Source organism: Pseudorhodoferax sp., from assembly GCF_047601025.1.
Lineage (GTDB): Bacteria > Pseudomonadota > Gammaproteobacteria > Burkholderiales > Burkholderiaceae_C > Pseudorhodoferax.
In genome coordinates this window covers 1,314,720-1,330,008 of record NZ_JASGJZ010000001.1, presented here as the reverse complement: position 1 = coordinate 1,330,008, position 15,289 = coordinate 1,314,720, and the positions used below count along the sequence as shown (strand labels likewise).

Below are 15,289 nucleotides of genomic sequence, written 5' to 3'. Positions count from 1 at the left end.
ATGCGCCCATGCCGCGAGCACCGCAGGTTGCCCGGAGCGAAGCGGAGGGTCGTGGGCACTGGGGTCGCCTTCTCTTTGGTTACTTTCTCTTGGCGAGACAAGAGAAAGTGACTGCGCCGCCGGGCGCACATCCCGGCCCCTGTGCGTGGCACGTACAGATGGAAATTCAGCTGCCGCAGGCGGGGATTTCGCCCCCGCGGGCGACTTCCTTTTCTTGTCTCGCCAAGAAAAGGAAGCAAAAGAAGGCGACCCCGGTGCCTGCGACCCTGCACGCCTGCGGCGCTCCGGGCAACCTGCGCTGCTCGCCGCCAGCGGGGTCCGTGCAAACTCGCCCTTCGGGCTCAGACATGCACGGCCCTTTTCCCGCTGGCGGCTGCGCTGCTCGGCGCAGGCACAGGGGGAACAGCCACTCGGGCCATCGCTGCGCTCGGCCTTGGGTTGCCTTCGCTGCGCTCGGCCTGGGAGGGGGGGCGTGGTGCCGTTGCTCATGCCATTTCTCCGGGGGCGTGCACCTCGAAACGGATCTTTCCGTTCTCCGGCGCGTTCGGGTCGTTGTCCAGGCGCGCGATCTCCAGCCGCGCCATCGCGATGCGGCCGGCCTCGATCTCGCCGGCCGGGGCGCGGCCCAGCCGCGCGAAGCGCAGCGGCTCCACGTGCGACACGCCCGGCACCGCCATCGCCGCGGCGACCACCGCGCTCAGCAGGACCGGCTCGCCGAAGCTGAAGCGGTCCGGGTGGAAGAAGCCGCCCGGGCCCGTGCCGAAGGCCTGCAGCAGCCGGCGCCGCACGTCGGCCGGGAAGTGGCCCGGCCGCGTGCACACGTGCAGCGCCAGGTCCAGCGCCACGTAGGCCGGCGCGTCGATCTCCACGTCGTGGCCGGCCAGCCGGAAGCGGTCGATGAAGGCCGCGATGCCGGCCCCGAACGCGGCGTCCACGCCGGCGCCGCCGCGGCGGTCCACGGTGATGAACATGGTGTGCCAGCTGCCGGTCCAGCGCCGCGTGGCCACGGCGCGCTGCACGCGCGCGTCGCGCATCGCCACCTCGGCGTAGTCCTCGGCCGTGACCGCGCGCTCCTGCCGGCGGAAGGCCTGCGGCGCGTCCATGCGCGCGCGCGCCAGCGGCAGCGGATCGGTGCCGCCCGTGGCCGGCAGCGGGTTGCGCACGCGCACGATGCCGTCGAAGCCGCACAGCACGTGGGCGATCGCGTCGGCGCCCACGTTGCCGGCGCTGCCGCTGCCCTCGCGCAGGCGCAGCGACAGGGCCTGCGCCGCGCCCGGCCGCCGGCCGTTCACGCCGTCGCCGAAGCGCAGCAGCACCTGGCCGTCGTTCTGCGTCTCCACCACGCAGTCGGCCGCCTGCGCGCCGCTGCCCAGCAGGTCGCGCTGCACGCTCCACGCGCGGCCGTCGCCGTCGCTGGTGAGCTGCAGCGCCTCGCGCACGTCGGCCAGGTCGCGCGCGAGCGCGGCCGCGGCGGGCAGGGTTTCGTCGACCAGCGCGGGCCGCCCGGCCGCATCGCGCACCAGGCCCTGGCGCGTGGGCGGCAGCACGCTGCCTTCGGCCGGGCGGTAGCGCGGCACGCGGCCGCCGGGCACGGCCACCAGCGCCTGCGGGCGCGCCGGGCTCAGGCCGTGGTCGGCCAGCGCGACGTTGGCGCAGCCGCCGGCCATGTCCTGCACCAGCGTGCCGTCGATGACCTTGGACAGGCACAGGTCGAACGGCAGCGCGTCCTCGGCCGCCCACGCGACCTCGACGATGGCCGCCTGCGTGACCGGGTCGCGCCGCGGCAGCGGCGACGGCGCGCGCTGCGCGTCGGCCGCGGGGTCCACGTGCGTGAGCCGCACCACGGCGCGCTGGCGCGGGTCGGCGTCCTGCGCCAGGCCGGTGGTGCTGCCGGCGCGCGACTCCAGCAGCAGCAGGTCGCCCGGGCGCAGGCGCAGCCGCCGCGCCTCGTCGTCGCGCAGGAAGGCGCGCGTGGCGCCGCGCGGCAGGCAGCAGGCCTCGTCGCTCCAGGTGTACAGGCGCAGCGTGTTGTGGGCGCTGTACAGCAGCAGCGGCGACAGCAACTCGAACGGCTGCGCGCCGGCGGCGGCCACCAGCGCGCGGGCCTGCTCGCGCGAGGCGAGCCGCGTGTCCACGCCGGCGGCGCGCGTCAGCAGCAGCGTGCCGTCCAGGCCGGTGGCGGTGTCGCAGGCGTCCAGCCGCTGGCCGTCGGCCGCCGGGTCGATGTCGAAGGCGACCCAGGCGCGCGCGTTGCAGCCTTCGTGCACCGGGTAGTCCAGCAGCCGCGCGTGGCGCCGCACCGAGATGCGCTGGCGCGCCGTGCCGAGGTAGGCCTCGGTCGCCACGGCGTCCTGGAAGTAGGCGATCTCGTCGGCGCGGTAGGCCAGCGCCTCGGCCAGCGTGACCAGCAGGTCGGCCGGGCTGCGTTCGCGCCAGTCGGGCATCAGTACCGACAGCCGGTCGAGCACCAGGCGGCGAAAGCCCGCGTAGTCGCGCGCGAGGTAGTCGATGTCGGGCGCGGCCTGCGCCTCGGGCGGGCAGTCGGCCGCGCTGCGGCAGTCGAGGTCGCTCGGGCAGTCCACCTTGAAGCCGAACGCGATCTGCGCGAGCGCGGGGTCGATGCCGTCCGGCGGCGCGTCGGCGCCGGCCGAGGCCACGAGCCGCAGTTCGTAGCGCGAGAAGTCGCCGATGCCGTCCAGCTCCACGGCCAGCTGCCGCCCGCTGGCGGCCACGCCCAGCACGCGCGGGTCGCGCACGCGCACGCCGCCGCGGATCTCCACGTTAGCGGCCGCCAGCGGCGCGGCCGGCGCGTCGGCCAGGTCGTGCACGAAGTGCAGCACCAGCCGCGGCTGGCCGTGCACGATCTCCAGGTACTCGATGCCGTTGAACCAGCGCGGCGGCGCCTCGGCCGCGGCGGCGCGCACCGCCGCGATGCGGCGCGGGTTCGTGCAGAGGTATTGGTGCGTGCTCATGCAGAACCTCCACTGCAATCCGGGGCCGAGCGAAGCGATGGCCCGGATGGATGTCCGCTCCCCGGGGCTCCTGTGCCCACGCCGAGGAGCGCAGCGGCATGGGCGGCGCGCGAGCATCGCGCGCATCAATGACTGACTCATCGCATCTGTCTGAGCGGAGTTCGCGTAGCGAACGTAGCGAGTTATGCGATGCGCCCATGCCGCGAGCACCGCAGGTTGCCCGGAGCGCCGCAGGCGCGTAGGGTCGTGGGCACTGGGGTCGCCTTCTTTTGCTTCCTTTTCTTGGCGAGACAAGAAAAGGGAGTCGCCCGCGGGGGCGAAATCCCCGCCTGCGGCCTTTGAATTTCCATCTGTGCGTGCTACGCGCAGAGGCCGGGATGTGCGCCCGGCGGCGCAGTCACTTTCTCTTGTCTCGCCAAGAGAAAGTAACCAAAGAGAAGGCGCCCCCGGTGCCTGCGACCCTGCGCGCCTGCGGCGCTCCGGGCAACCTGCGCTGCTCGCCGCCAGCGGGGTCCGTGCAAACTCGCCCTTTGGGCTCAGACATGCACGGCCCTTTTCCCGCTGACGGCTGCGCTGCTCGGCGCAGGCACAGGGGGAACAGCCACTCGGGCCATCGCTGCGCTCGGCCTGGGATTCGGGCCTTTGCTGCGCTCGGCCCTGACGATCGGCAGGCTTCATGACACCTCCCGCGTGAACTCGGCGGTGCCGGCCTCGCCGGTCTGCAGCACCGTGTAGCGCACGCTCACCGTCAGCGCCGCGTCCTCGCTGCTGGCCGCCACCTCGTCGATGCGCAGCAGGTGGCCCAGGTACTGCTGCAGCGCGCCGTGCGCCAGGGCCTGCAGCGTGGCCGCCAGCTCCGGGCTGTTGGGCGCGAACACCAGCTGCATCAGCCCGCAGCCGAAGTCGGGCCGGTTCACGCGCTCGCCGGGCGCGGTGAACAGCAGTTGCTCGATCAGCTCGCGCACGTGCGCGTCGCGCGCGGCCAGCGCGCTGCGGCCGCGGCCGTCGGCGCGCAGCGGGAAGGCGAGGTCGGTGTCCATCGTCGAGCTCCTCTAGGTGCCGATCACACGGGTCTGCGCGGCCACCGGCGCCAGTGGCGTGCCGGTCGGCGCGCACAGGGCCTGGCTGCTCATCAGCAGCACCGGCTGGCCGCCGGCGAACACGCGCGTGGCCGCCACGATCCACTGCGCGCTGACGCACGGGCCGTTGCCGCCGGGCGGCGCGAACGCGCAGCCGGCCACCAGCCAGGGCGCGGCCTGCGTGGCCACCGGCTGGCCCGAGACCAGCACGCGCGGCATCGGCGCGCCCGGCGTGGCCTGGCCGCCGTGCGCGCACAGCACGGTGGCGCCGAGGTGCAGCAGGGGGCCGGACATGCGCTGCCGCTCCTACACCACGGTCAGCGCGCCGGCGTTGACCGTCACGGTCGGCCCGGTCATCACGATGGAGGCGCCCTTGCCGTTCTGGATGTAGATGCCGGTGTCGTTGACGATCAGCGTGGCGCCGGTGGCGCTCTTGAGCAGGATGCCGCCGCTCGGCCCCGGCAGGTCGCTGATCGTCAGGCCGTTCTGCAGCGGCGTCTGCAGCGTGATGGCCTGCACCGCCGGCGGCGTCAGCCGCGCCAGCGCCGGCACCTCGGCCGCGCTGCCCCAGAAGCAGCCGACCCAGATCGGGTGGTCCGGGTCGCCCTGCTCGTACTCGATCCACACGCCCGAGCCGATCATCGGCAGCGCGAACATGCCGTTCTGCATGCCGGCCACCGGCACGCAGGGCATGGCCCAGGTGGCCGGCAGCAGGCCGGTCACGTCGGGCACCTGCACCTGCAGCCGGCCGATCTGCATCGGATCGACGTTGTTGAGCACCAGGCCGCGGTACTTGCCGTAGAACTTCTCGCTCACGTGCGCTTCTCCTTGATCGTCCGATTCCTCGCACGCGATCGGCAACGCTGGCACGGCGGCGGGACCGGAGGCCGCGGAGCAGGCCATGCCAGCGGCCACCGCGGAACGGGCTCGTCGGCCGGGCCGCTGGCGGCGCCCCCGGCAAGGGGGTTGGCGAAGCGCGCAGCGCGCCGACCGGGGGCGTGCCTGGTCATGCGGGCACCCGGGGGGTGAGCGAGACCAGGCCGTTGCGCGTGAGCTCGAAGCTCTGCTTGAACGCGCCGCGCTGGAGCGTGCTGGTCACGCTGCTGACGTAGTACAGCCCGTCGTAGGCCACGCCGGCGCCGCGCACGCCGACCAGGCCGCGCGCCTTCAGCACGCGGCCGTAGCGCAGCACGTCCAGGCTGCCGCGGCCGCCCACGGCGTCCTGCGAGGCGGCGGCCTCGGCCAGGCCGGCCGAGATCGCGCGCATCGGGCTCATCTTGGCCGTGTCCTTGAGCATCTTCAGGTTGGCGATCGGCGTGGGCAGCGCGCCCAGCGGCGGCTGCAGCGGGTTGAGGTTCGGGATCGGGATGGGGATCGGCACCCGCGTCAGCTGGTTCTGGATGAACACCACCGGCAGCACGCCCTTGGTCGGGTCGAACGAGAACGACAGCGACTCCACGTTGGTCAGCGCGTCCATGTCCACGTTCAGCGCCGGCTGCGGCACGCCGACCTTGATCTCGGGCCCGAAGTACGCGACGTTGGTGCCCACGGCCGGCCCGGGCTCCACGTAGAACACGTAGCCGACCTGGCGCGCCAGCGCCTGGATGTAGGCCAGGTCCGTGCCCTGCTGCGCCGGGATCTTGTCGATCGGGATCTGCACGTCCGGGAACAGCACCGGGACCACCATCGGGATCAGCCCGAACGGCGCGTACTTGGCGCACAGCAGCGCCACGCGGCCTTCCACCGGCACGGCCGGGAAGGGCAGGCCGCTCCAGTCCTGCATGTCCATGGCCTTGGTCACGTCCTCGCCGGTCACGGTCAGGCTGCCGGGCTGGCCCTGGCCGCCGGGCTGCACCTCCACGTGCGTCATCACGCCGTCGAACAGCGGCTGCGCGCCGCCGTTCAGCGTCAGCACCAGCAGCACGCGCAGCGGCGGCGTGGCCATGCCGGTGTGGGTGCCGGCGGCCAGCAGGAAGATCGTGTTCAGCGCCGAGCGCGCGGTGATCGAGAACTTCAGCTGGAAGCCCGAGGCGCTGCCGGCCGCCGTGCGCACCTCCACGCTCTGCAGCGCCTCCAGCACCACGCGCGGCACCGGCACCGGCACGACGGGGCCGGCGAGCAGCGTGAGCTGGATGCCCTTGGCGAACATGTCAGTCCCCGGCCGGCGCCGGCACGCCCTCGGGCAGGGTGATCCGCAGCCGCGTGCCGGGCTCGGCGACCATGGCCTCGGGGTGCATCGCGCCGTTCGCGTCGGCCAGCCGCCACCACTGCGCGGCCGCGCCCAGGTGGCGCGCGGCGAGCTGGTCGGCGCGCTCGCCGGCGGCCACGGCCACGGTCTGCAGCAGCGCGAAGTTCTCCGGCGGCGGCAGCAAGCGCCGGGTGACGAACACCACCGTGCGGCCGCCGGGCAGCCGCGCCTGCGCGGTCGGCAGCCCGTGGTAGCGGCTGTCCGGCGGGAACGAGGCCGGCGCCAGGCCGTTGGCCTGCAGGAAGGACTGGAGCGCGTCGGCCATGTCATACCCCCGAGAGTCCGAGCGTGGACAGCGAGACCGGCTGCACCTTCGTGGCCAGCTGCTCGCGGCTCTGCAGATAGGCCATGAACAGCGCGCCGCCCCTGGACGAGAAGCCCAGGTCGTCCACCGTCAGCACGCGCAGGCTGAACGACAGCTTGGCGTGGATCGGGTTCAGCGCCGGGTCGAAGGCCTCCTCGGTGATCGAGAAGCTCGCCAGCCGGACCGGCAGCACGCGGCCCGCGCCCCAGACGAACAGCAGCAGCGGCGCCAGCATCGGCGCGATCTCCAGCGTGCCCGAGCCGGCGTCGCCGTCCACCTTGCGCAGCTGGGCGCTGCCGGGCTGGGTGAGCGCCTCCAGCGCGGCGAGCTGCGGCGCGATGCCGTAGGCCACGGCGTTGGCGTGCTGGTCCGGGAATTCGAGCTGGTCGGTCGCGTCCAGGTCGGCCTCGAAGCTGATGGTCTCCAGCGCCGGGCCCTTGAAGCGCGTGGGCTCGGCGCGGTCGCCGCCCTCGCCGCCGGCCTCCTGCGCCTTCAGCTCGCGCTTGAGCGACTCGGCGTTGTACTGCAGCGAGATCACGCGCAGCACCTTGGCCGACTCGGGGTCGATGGTGACCAGCCCGCCCTTCAGCGGCCGGGGGGAGAACGGCGTCGTCGTCATGGCAGGCGCTCCTGGTGGGTGGTGCCGGCCGGCGCCGCGGCGCCTTGCTGCACCACGTGGGCGAGTTCGTGCGCCAGCAGCCGGCGGCCCGCGTCGCTGGCCGGCGCGTACTGGCCGGCGCCGAACACGACGTGCGCGCCCACGGTGTAGGCGCGCGCCCGCACGGCCTCGGCGGAGGCCGCTGCGGCGCCGTCGGCATGCACGCGCACGCGGCCGAAGTCGTGGCCGAAGCGGTGCTCCATGCGGCCGCGCGTGGCCGCGTCCAGCGGCGCGCCGGCGCCGGCCAGCGTGGCCTGCACCGCGGCGCCGGCGTCCGCGGCCGGCGCGGCGGCACCGGCGTCGGCCTGGCGCTGCAGGCGCTCCGGCCCGCGCGGCGCCGAGGGGTGGAAGTGGTCGTAGAGCTTGACCAGGTCCAGCTGCAGCGTGAAGCGCACGTCGCGCTGGCCGGCGTAGAGGTCCGGCAGCGCCGGCGTCTGCGCCATCACGCGCGTGCCGTCCTCGCCCGCCAGGGGGTAGGGCGAGATGCCGTTGCGAAAGCCGCCCGCCAGCTGCACGCCGTCGCCGAACAGGCCGAGTTGCACCTGCAGCGCCGACAGCGTGGCGCCTGTTCCGCCGGCCGTGTCGAGCCGGCCGCTGGTGTCGAGCTTCAGGCTGGAGATGCGCGTGTCGAACACGCCCTGGTTGAAGACCTGCACCAGCTTGGAGGCGTCCAGCCCCAGCTCGAACGCGAAGCGCGTCTGCGCGCCGTCCAGGATGCGGTACTGGAAGGTCTTGACCGGGAAGTGCGGCACGATGCCGGGCAGCAGCGCGAGGTTGAAGTCGTCGAACTGCCGGCGCATCGCCGGGTCGGCCAGCGCCATGCCCCACAGGAACATGTAGTTCGCGCCCAGGAACACCGGCACGCCCACGCTGAGGGGCGCCGGCTGGGCCAGGAAGCGGTCCGCCAGGCGCTCGCTGAACTGGGTGAAGGCCGGGTTGTTCTCGCCGAGCTGCGTGCCGAGCGTGGCCAGGCCTTCGCCGACCGGGCTCGGCGGCTTCTTCTTGCGGTCGTCCTCGCCGTCGCGCTGCAGCGGCGGCGCGGCCACGCGCGTGAGCGGCGGCGGCGCGGCGCCGGCCAGCACGCGCTCGGCCGCGGCGTCGGCCTCGCGCTCGAAGCGGTCGCCCGGCGCACCGACGGCGAGCTTGGGCTGCAGGCCCAGCATCGCCCGGCGCGCGCAATCGGGGCAGCGGCCCGTGGCGCCGGCACCGGCGCCGCAGGCGCACTTGCGCTGCAGCAGCGGCCCGGCGGTTCGGGCGGAGGCGGTGGCTAGGGCGTGCATGGCCGTTGTTCGCGCCGCGCTGCGGCAGGGTGGACGATCGGGACGGCCGCGGCGCGGCCCAGCGTGGCCGCGCCGGCGCCGGCGGGCAGCGCGACGCGGCCGGCGCGCAGCACGGCCGTGCCGCCGTGCGCGGCCAGGGCGGCGGCGCCGTCGGCGGCCAGCAGGCGCTGCAGCTCGGCCTGCAGCGCCTGCGTGACGGCGGGCGCGTCGGCGGCATCCACGCCGCGCAGTACCAGCCGGTCGACGTGCAGCACGATGCGCGTCATGGCGCCTCCCCGGGCGCGGCCCAGGCCACGCGGTCCTCGAACGCGAGGTACAGGTCCGATCCCAGGTCCTGCGGCGCGGCCAGCGGCGCCATGCCGCGGCAGCGTGCGACATGTCGCGCACCGCCCTGCCGCGCATCGCCCTGCCGCGCACCGCCCTGCCGCGCACTGCCCTGCAGCACTTCGGCCACGGTCAGCAGCAGCCCGCGCCGGCCGTACAGGTACTCGTGCGCGTAGTGCCCCGGCAGCAGGATCTCGTGCGGCAGCACCAGGTCGGGCGGCCCCAGCGCCTGCAGCACCGTGTCCGGCGGCAGCTTCGCGGGCGCGGCCATGACGGCCAGTCCGCCGCGCGACCACAGCGTCAGCGCGCCGGCGTAGTCGCTGCGCAGTGCGGGCCGTGCGCCGAGCGGCTCCGTGCCCTGGGCGGACGGCGCGCCGAACAGGGCGTCGAACGCGGCGACCGGCGCCGGCGGCAGGCCCTGCCAGGCCGGCAGGTCGCCGTCCAGCAGCGGTTGCAGCAGCACGTGCAGGGACTGCAGGTTCATGCCATCCCCGCAAGTTCGTGCCGGCCGAGGAAGTACGCCGCGCGGAAGTTGCTGTCGCCCACGCGCACGCGGATCGTCTCGGCACCGGCGCCGGCCGCCCCGTAGCCGATGGTGTCGGCCGCGGGCGCGGGGCAGGGCGCACCGCTGACGCCGGCTTCCAGCCGGCTCTTGAAGGCCGGGTCCGAGGCGGCCTTGGGCCGCACGCGCTGGTTGAACAGCTGCACGCCCAGCACTTCGGTGAAGCCCTCGCGGATGACTTGCGGAAAGCGCACCCTGCCGGCCATGGCGTTGAAGTCCGGGTGCACCAGCGCGTGCAGCACCTCGTGGCACAGCGTCTGGATGCCGCGCCAGTGATCGGTGCAGGCGTCCGCCGCATCGGCGTCGAACCCGGTGACCAGCCCGATCGTGGTGGCTGCGCCGGTGCCGCTCTTGCGGCCGGTGTGCTGCAGCAGCCGGTCGACGATGGCCGCGACCGTGGCGTCGCCGGCCAGCGCCGTGGCCACGGCCAGCAGTTCGCGCCGGTCGTCGGGGCGCGAGCCGTCGAAATGCGTCTGGTCGAAGATGTTCGCGTCGTTGATCGCGGGCGTCACGGCGGCGCTGCGGCCCACGATCTCGGCGCGGTTCAGCAGGTAGCCGATGCGCTGGTCGGCAGTGGGCGTGGACGCGCCCACGTCGAAGATGTGGGCCGAGGCATGCCAGGCCGGCCGCAGGTCGTACAGGTTGCCGATGGCCGCGTCGGCATACGGCGCGAAGAAGCTGCGCGCCTCGGCCTGCACGATGTCGCCGATGGCCTGGAAGGCCGACAGCGAGCGCGTGCCGACGTGGGTCCAGCGCGCCGGGTCGAGCCGCTGCAGCAGATGCGTGAGCGCCGGCGGCAGGCGGCGATGGAACTCGGCCACGTCCAGCGGGTCGGTCGCGCTGCCGCTGGAGGGAACGGGGTTCACGACGGCGTCGACGGCCGCGCGGTCGGCGGCGCCGGGCACCGCCAGGCGCTGGGCCTGCGCGGTCTGCGACCACCCCGATTCGCGCAGCGCCTCGCGCACGAACAGGGCGTCCGGATCGGGCAGCGGGCGGTGCTGCGCCATGGGCGCGTAGGCCAGCAGCCGCTGCACGGCGAGCCCCCCGTTCAGCGTGCTGGCGGCGCTGCGGTTGCGCTGCAGCAACTGCAGCGCGAACAGCAGCCATTCCTGCGCGCCGGCGTCGAGCGCGCGCGTGGCGCTGTCCTGCACGGCATCGGCCGGCGCGCCGGCCAGTGCGGCCATCAGCGCGAGGATGCGGCCCGGGCGGTCGGCCGCGGTCACGCGGATGATGGGGCTGTAGTCGACCTCCACGCGCAGCGCGCCCTGGCGGACCTCGGCACGCTGCAGCAGGACGGGCGGCGCGGCCGACTGCTGCACCACATGCGCGAGTTCGTGCGCCAGCAGCCGGCGGCCGGCCCCGCCGTGCGGCGCGTACCGGCCGGCGCCGAACACGATGTGCGGGCCGACGGTATAGGCCAGCGCCGCGACGTCCTGCGCCGAGCGCGCGGCGGCCGCGTCGCGGTGCACGCGGACCTGGCCGAAGTCGTGGCCGAAGCGTGCGCCGAAGTCTGCGCGCAGCGCATCGTCCAGCGGCATGCCGGGCGTGCGCAGCGTGGCGAGCACGCTGCCGGGCAACGGCTCTGCCGCCTCGGTCCGGGGCGCCAGGCGGCGCCCGCGCCACGCCGCGGCCGGCGGCCGGGCGCCGCCTTGCAGCGCGCGCTCGGCGGCCTGGTCGGCCTCGTGCTCCAGCGGGTCGTCGGCCGCGCCGACCGCGAGCCGGCGCTGCAGCACGCTGCGGTGCAGGCCGTCCAGCCCGGCGGGCGGGCTGCCGGCGCCGTTGCGCTGCAGCCCGGGCCCGGCAACGCCGGTGTCCGGGCGCGCGGGTCGCGGGGCGGCCGTCCGGCACGTCATGTCCAGCTCCTCAGCTCGGCCTCGGGGAACGGCCGCTCGCGCTTGGCGCCTTCCATGCGCACGGCCTGCTGCAGCTGCGCCATGCCGATCGGCGTGCCGGCCTCGGCGGCCAGGAACGCGGCCGACAGCGCGATGTTGCGGATGGCGCCGCCGGTGGCGTCCAGCCGCGCCAGCCGCGCGAAGTCCACGCCGGCGTGCAGCGGCGCGGCGGGCGGGAACACGGCGCGCCAGATACCTTCGCGCTGCGCGGCGTCCGGGAACGGGAAGTGCACGACGAAGCGCAGCCGGCGCTGGAACGCCGGGTCCAGCGCGGCCTTGTGGTTGCTGGTCAGGATCGCCAGGCCCTCGTAGGCCTCCATGCGCTGCAGCAGGTAGCTGACTTCGATGTTGGCGTAGCGGTCGTGGCTGTCCTTGACCTCGCTGCGCTTGCCGAACAGCGCGTCGGCCTCGTCGAACAGCAACACCGCGCCGGCGGTCTCGGCCGCGTCGAACACGCGGCGCAGGTTCTTCTCGGTCTCGCCGATGTACTTGCTGACCACGGCCGACAGGTCCACGCGCAGCAGCGCCAGTTCGAGTTCGTGGGCCACGACCTCGGCGGCCAGCGTCTTGCCGGTGCCGCTGTCGCCCCAGAACAGCGTGGCCAGGCCCAGGCCGCGCGCGCCCTGGCCGGCGAAGCCCCAGCCGTGGTGCACCGTGAGCCGGTGGCGCGCATGGGCCACCAGCTGGCGCAGCAGCGCCTGCTGGGCCGGCGGCAGCACCAGCGCGTCCCGGCCGGCGCGCACCGGCACGCGCTGCGCCAGGCCCGGCAGCGCGGCGGCCCGGGCCTCGCGGCCGGCCTCGTCGCGCGCGGCGCGGTGCAGCGCCGCGGCGTCGGCGCCGCCGCCGTCCGGCGCGCGCGCGGCCTGCGCGATCTCGGCGATGCGGCGCGCGCCCAGCCGGTACTGGCTGGCCAGCGCGTCCAGCGCGGTGGATGGCAGCGCGGCGGCGGCCTCGCCGAGCGCCTGCTGCCAGAGCCGGCGGCGCTCGGGCGCCGCGGGCAGGTCCAGCCGCAGCCGGCGGCCGCGCCACTCCGTGGCCGGCCATTGGCGCGCGGCCAGCAGCACCAGGCCCGGCAGCCGCCCGGCCAGGCGCAGCGCGGCGGCCTGGGCCTCCGGGCCGGTGGCGTCGTCGCCTTCCAGCAGCAGGCCGGCCCCCAGCAGCGCCGCCTCGCGGCCCCACAGCGCCGCGAACGCGGCCTGCTCGGCCGCGGCCGGCGGCACCTCGGCCGCGCGCAGCAGGTACAGGCCGGCGCCGAGCCGGGCCGCCAGCGCGGCGGCCAGGTCGCGCTGGGCGCCGGTGTCGTCGCCTTCGAGCAGCAGCGCCGGGCCCGGCAGCAGCGGCTGCGCGAACAGGCGGTCGAGAGCGGCGGCATGGGCCGCGGCCAGCGGCGCGGCCGTGTCGGGCAGCGGCTGCAGCAGCGGCTGCAGCCGCGGGTCGAGCCGGTTCAGGCCGGCCAGGTAGTGCAGCACGCGCTCGTCCAGCCGCAGCCGCGCCGTGGCCAGGCCGGCGCCCTCGTCCAGGTCCAGCAGGCGCCAGCGGCGCAGCGGCGCGTCGGGCGACAGCGCGCTCCAGTGCGGCTGGTCCAGCGCGGCCAGCGCCAGGCCGAAGCTGGCCCAGGGCCGCTGCGCGGCGCCGGCCTGCGCGCACAGCGCGGCCAGTTGCGCATCCATCTCGACGCCGGCGGCCAGCAGCACGAGCTCGCGCTCGAACGCGCTGAGCTGGAACAGCGCGGCCAGCGTGTCGATCGCCGCCGGTGCCGGCAGCGCCGCGCGCGCCAGCGCGCACCGCGCGTCGGCCGGCGGGCCGTCGCCGGGCGGCGCGCCCAGGCGCTGGCGCAGCCGCGCGAACTCGGCCGCGAGCAGTTGCTGGTTCGCGCTGCTCCAGTCCAGCGCGGGGGCGGCGATGCGGTCGGGCGCGTTCATGTGATCGTCACCGTGCGCGGCAGGAACCGGGGCGCTTCGCCGGGCGTGAAGTCCATGTTCACGATGGGGCTCTCGATGCCGTCCACGCGCAGCCGCGCGAGGTGGGTGCCGGGCTCGGCGCCGGCGATGCGGAACGACAGCGAGCCCGGCGTGGCGCCGGCCGCCAGCGGCGCGATCTCCGCGCTGCCGAGCACCAGCGTGGCGTGCTGGCCGCTGCGCAGCGCGGGCGCGAAGGCGAGCGTGACCGTGGCCGCGCCATCGCCGCCGCGCGCCACGGTCTGCGGCAGGTCGGTGAGGCGCGGCGCGACCGCCAGCGCCAGCCGGTTGCTCTGCAGGCGCCGCGGCTGGTCCAGCACGTCGGGCCGCGTGACGAGCAGGCTCACGCGGTAGATGCCGACCGGCAGCGCGGCCTCCTGCCCGGCCAGCGAGAACGCGACCGTGGTCGCCGCCGGGTGGCCCGGCAGCTGCTCGGGTTCGGCCGGCAGCTCCAGCGCGACCTCCCAGGCGTCGTTGGCCAGCAGCACGCGGCGGTCGGCGCCGTCCAGCGCCTGGCCGCGCAGCACCACGAGGTCGCCGATGCCGGCCACGGGCTGGCCGTCCGGCGGCTCGGCCGTGGCCAGCAGCGGCACGGCGGCCGCCAGGCCGGGCTGCACGGCGATGCCGGTCTCGCGGCCGGCCGCGTCGCGCGGGCCGCGCGTGAGCACCGGCAGCGCGCTGCGCGCCGGCGCGCGCGCCTGGATCAGCACCACCGAGACGGTGTAGGCCGCGCTCGGGCGCAGGTGGCTCTGCGTGGCGGTCCACAGCTTGGACATCTCCTCGGCGTTCTGCACGGCCGGCGTGATCTTGACCAGCTCGATCTGCTCGGCCAGGCCGGCCTCGGCCAGTGCGTCCGCCAGCGCGTTGCCGGGGCCGGGCGGCGGCGTCAGCGCGGCGCGCACGGCCGCGCGCGAGAGCACCGGCGTCTCGTGCAGCAGCTGCATCGCGTGGCCGAGCAGCACCTCGGCGTGCAGGTCGCCGCCGCTGTAGGCCGACAGCAGGTAGTGCAGGTCCAGCGCCAGCGGCGGGTCGGTCAGGCGCGCGCGGCCGCTGCCGTCCAGCGACGGCAGCGCGGCGTTGCGCCAGCCCGGGTTCGGCGTGGCCAGGTACAGGAACAGGTTCAGCTGCGAGGCCTCGGCCGCGTTGGCGGCGACCACGCGGTCCGGCGCCAGCACGCTGACGCCGACGCTGGCGCCGAGCACGCCGGCCACGTTGCGGGCCGCCAGGCCGTCGGCCAGCAGGTCGCGCAGCACGGCGGTGACGCCGGCGATGGCCAGGGCCGTGCTCACGGCTGCCTCCTGCGCTGGGCGAGGTAGGCGTCCAGCGACAGCGGCGGCGTGCGCTCGCGCGCGGCGCGCGGGCGCGGCGCGGGCGGCGGCACGGCGGTGACCTCGATGCGGCCGATGTGGACGTGGACTTCGGTGGGGGCGGCGTCGGCCGTGGCTGCGGCGGCGGCTGCCGGCGCGCGGCGGGGGGCTGCCAGCGGATGTGGTCGGACAGTGGCCGCGGGGGCGGGCGGCAGCAGCGGCGGCGGATCGGCTGGCGCCGCGGGCGGCCGGTCCGCCTGGTGCGGTCCGCCAGGCTGCGGGCGGCGCGGCGGCATGGCGGGCGGCTGCGCGTCGCGCACGAGGGCGTGGGGCTGCGATGCGCCGGCCGCCGGCGGTGGTTCGGGCGATGGCGCGGGAGGTGCCGCGCCCGGCGCGGCGGCGGAGGATCGCGCCGGCAGCAGCGGCGCCGGATCGGCCTGCGCGGCCGCGGCCATCGGCGACGGGTGCGCGGGTGGCGCATCGCTGGCGTGCGGTGGCAGCGGCGCGGCCGGCGCGTCGGCCGGCTCCTGCAGCGGCCTGGTGGACACGGGGAACGGCATCTCGTCCGGCGTGGCCGGGGCCGGCGCCGCGGCGAACGGCAGCCGCGCGTCGCTGCGCACGGCCCAGGCGGTGCCGGTGGCGCGGGCGGCGAGGCGCTGCAGCAGGCCGCTCATGCGGCGTCTCCGTACGGCCTGTCCGTCGGCG

14 protein-coding genes are annotated in these 15,289 nt (G+C 75.8%); all 14 read right to left on the bottom strand.

Annotation, left to right across the window (positions count from 1 at the left end; all coding sequences use genetic code 11):
- Nucleotides 1-485 precede the first annotated feature (485 nt).
- Nucleotides 486-2,972: a putative baseplate assembly protein gene (locus tag QM782_RS06295; RefSeq protein WP_415202058.1), complete on the bottom strand. Its 2,487-nt coding sequence runs from the start codon at nt 2,970-2,972 to the stop codon at nt 486-488.
- A gap of 674 nt (nt 2,973-3,646) precedes the next feature.
- Nucleotides 3,647-4,012, bottom strand: coding sequence for a GPW/gp25 family protein (locus QM782_RS06290; RefSeq protein ID WP_415202057.1), 366 nt, complete (start codon nt 4,010-4,012; stop codon nt 3,647-3,649).
- A gap of 12 nt (nt 4,013-4,024) precedes the next feature.
- A complete protein-coding gene (locus QM782_RS06285; RefSeq protein ID WP_415202056.1) occupies nt 4,025-4,345 on the bottom strand; it encodes a hypothetical protein in 321 nt (106 codons plus the stop codon).
- A 12-nt stretch (nt 4,346-4,357) separates the two neighbouring features.
- A complete protein-coding gene (locus QM782_RS06280; protein WP_415202055.1) occupies nt 4,358-4,867 on the bottom strand; it encodes a phage baseplate assembly protein V in 510 nt (169 codons plus the stop codon).
- Nucleotides 4,868-5,057: 190 nt separating this feature from the next.
- On the bottom strand, nt 5,058-6,200 hold the full coding sequence (locus tag QM782_RS06275) for a hypothetical protein (RefSeq protein ID WP_415202054.1): 1,143 nt from the start codon (nt 6,198-6,200) through the stop codon (nt 5,058-5,060).
- 1 nt (nt 6,201) lies between these two features.
- Nucleotides 6,202-6,564, bottom strand: a complete 363-nt coding sequence (locus QM782_RS06270; RefSeq protein WP_415202053.1) for a LysM domain-containing protein — start codon at nt 6,562-6,564, stop codon at nt 6,202-6,204.
- A gap of 1 nt (nt 6,565) precedes the next feature.
- Nucleotides 6,566-7,222, bottom strand: a complete 657-nt coding sequence (locus QM782_RS06265) for a hypothetical protein (protein ID WP_415202052.1) — start codon at nt 7,220-7,222, stop codon at nt 6,566-6,568.
- On the bottom strand, nt 7,219-8,541 hold the full coding sequence (locus tag QM782_RS06260) for a DUF4157 domain-containing protein (protein WP_415202051.1): 1,323 nt from the start codon (nt 8,539-8,541) through the stop codon (nt 7,219-7,221). The genes QM782_RS06265 and QM782_RS06260 overlap by 4 nt, the downstream gene beginning before the upstream one ends.
- Nucleotides 8,529-8,807, bottom strand: a complete 279-nt coding sequence (locus tag QM782_RS06255; protein WP_415202050.1) for a hypothetical protein — start codon at nt 8,805-8,807, stop codon at nt 8,529-8,531. The genes QM782_RS06260 and QM782_RS06255 overlap by 13 nt, the downstream gene beginning before the upstream one ends.
- Complete coding sequence (locus QM782_RS06250) at nt 8,804-9,349, bottom strand: hypothetical protein (protein WP_415202049.1); 546 nt, start codon at nt 9,347-9,349, stop codon at nt 8,804-8,806. Before QM782_RS06250 ends, QM782_RS06255 begins: the two co-directional genes overlap by 4 nt.
- Nucleotides 9,346-11,280 carry a DUF4157 domain-containing protein gene (locus QM782_RS06245; protein WP_415202048.1) on the bottom strand — a complete coding sequence of 645 codons (1,935 nt, stop codon included), beginning with the start codon at nt 11,278-11,280 and terminating at the stop codon, nt 9,346-9,348. The genes QM782_RS06250 and QM782_RS06245 overlap by 4 nt, the downstream gene beginning before the upstream one ends.
- Nucleotides 11,277-13,241, bottom strand: a complete 1,965-nt coding sequence (locus QM782_RS06240; protein WP_415202047.1) for an ATP-binding protein — start codon at nt 13,239-13,241, stop codon at nt 11,277-11,279. The genes QM782_RS06245 and QM782_RS06240 overlap by 4 nt, the downstream gene beginning before the upstream one ends.
- Nucleotides 13,238-14,566 (bottom strand): Pvc16 family protein, encoded by a 1,329-nt coding sequence (locus tag QM782_RS06235; RefSeq protein ID WP_415202046.1) that lies wholly within the window; start codon nt 14,564-14,566, stop codon nt 13,238-13,240. The genes QM782_RS06240 and QM782_RS06235 overlap by 4 nt, the downstream gene beginning before the upstream one ends.
- Nucleotides 14,563-15,258, bottom strand: coding sequence for a hypothetical protein (locus QM782_RS06230; RefSeq protein ID WP_415202045.1), 696 nt, complete (start codon nt 15,256-15,258; stop codon nt 14,563-14,565). Before QM782_RS06230 ends, QM782_RS06235 begins: the two co-directional genes overlap by 4 nt.
- Nucleotides 15,259-15,289: the final 31 nt, after the last annotated feature.

What these genes read in the sequence shown, in the direction of transcription:
- QM782_RS06295 (WP_415202058.1), bottom strand. Translation starts at nt 2,972, where the DNA reads ATGAGCACGCACCAATACCTCTGCACGAACCCGCGCCGCATCGCGGCG.
- QM782_RS06270 (WP_415202053.1), bottom strand. Translation starts at nt 6,564, where the DNA reads ATGGCCGACGCGCTCCAGTCCTTCCTGCAGGCCAACGGCCTGGCGCCG.
- QM782_RS06285 (WP_415202056.1), bottom strand. Translation starts at nt 4,345, where the DNA reads ATGTCCGGCCCCCTGCTGCACCTCGGCGCCACCGTGCTGTGCGCGCAC.
- QM782_RS06290 (WP_415202057.1), bottom strand. Translation starts at nt 4,012, where the DNA reads ATGGACACCGACCTCGCCTTCCCGCTGCGCGCCGACGGCCGCGGCCGC.
- QM782_RS06265 (WP_415202052.1), bottom strand. Translation starts at nt 7,222, where the DNA reads ATGACGACGACGCCGTTCTCCCCCCGGCCGCTGAAGGGCGGGCTGGTC.
- QM782_RS06255 (WP_415202050.1), bottom strand. Translation starts at nt 8,807, where the DNA reads ATGACGCGCATCGTGCTGCACGTCGACCGGCTGGTACTGCGCGGCGTG.
- QM782_RS06250 (WP_415202049.1), bottom strand. Translation starts at nt 9,349, where the DNA reads ATGAACCTGCAGTCCCTGCACGTGCTGCTGCAACCGCTGCTGGACGGC.
- QM782_RS06245 (WP_415202048.1), bottom strand. Translation starts at nt 11,280, where the DNA reads ATGACGTGCCGGACGGCCGCCCCGCGACCCGCGCGCCCGGACACCGGC.
- QM782_RS06240 (WP_415202047.1), bottom strand. Translation starts at nt 13,241, where the DNA reads ATGAACGCGCCCGACCGCATCGCCGCCCCCGCGCTGGACTGGAGCAGC.
- QM782_RS06230 (WP_415202045.1), bottom strand. Translation starts at nt 15,258, where the DNA reads ATGAGCGGCCTGCTGCAGCGCCTCGCCGCCCGCGCCACCGGCACCGCC.
- QM782_RS06275 (WP_415202054.1), bottom strand. Translation starts at nt 6,200, where the DNA reads ATGTTCGCCAAGGGCATCCAGCTCACGCTGCTCGCCGGCCCCGTCGTG.
- QM782_RS06260 (WP_415202051.1), bottom strand. Translation starts at nt 8,541, where the DNA reads ATGCACGCCCTAGCCACCGCCTCCGCCCGAACCGCCGGGCCGCTGCTG.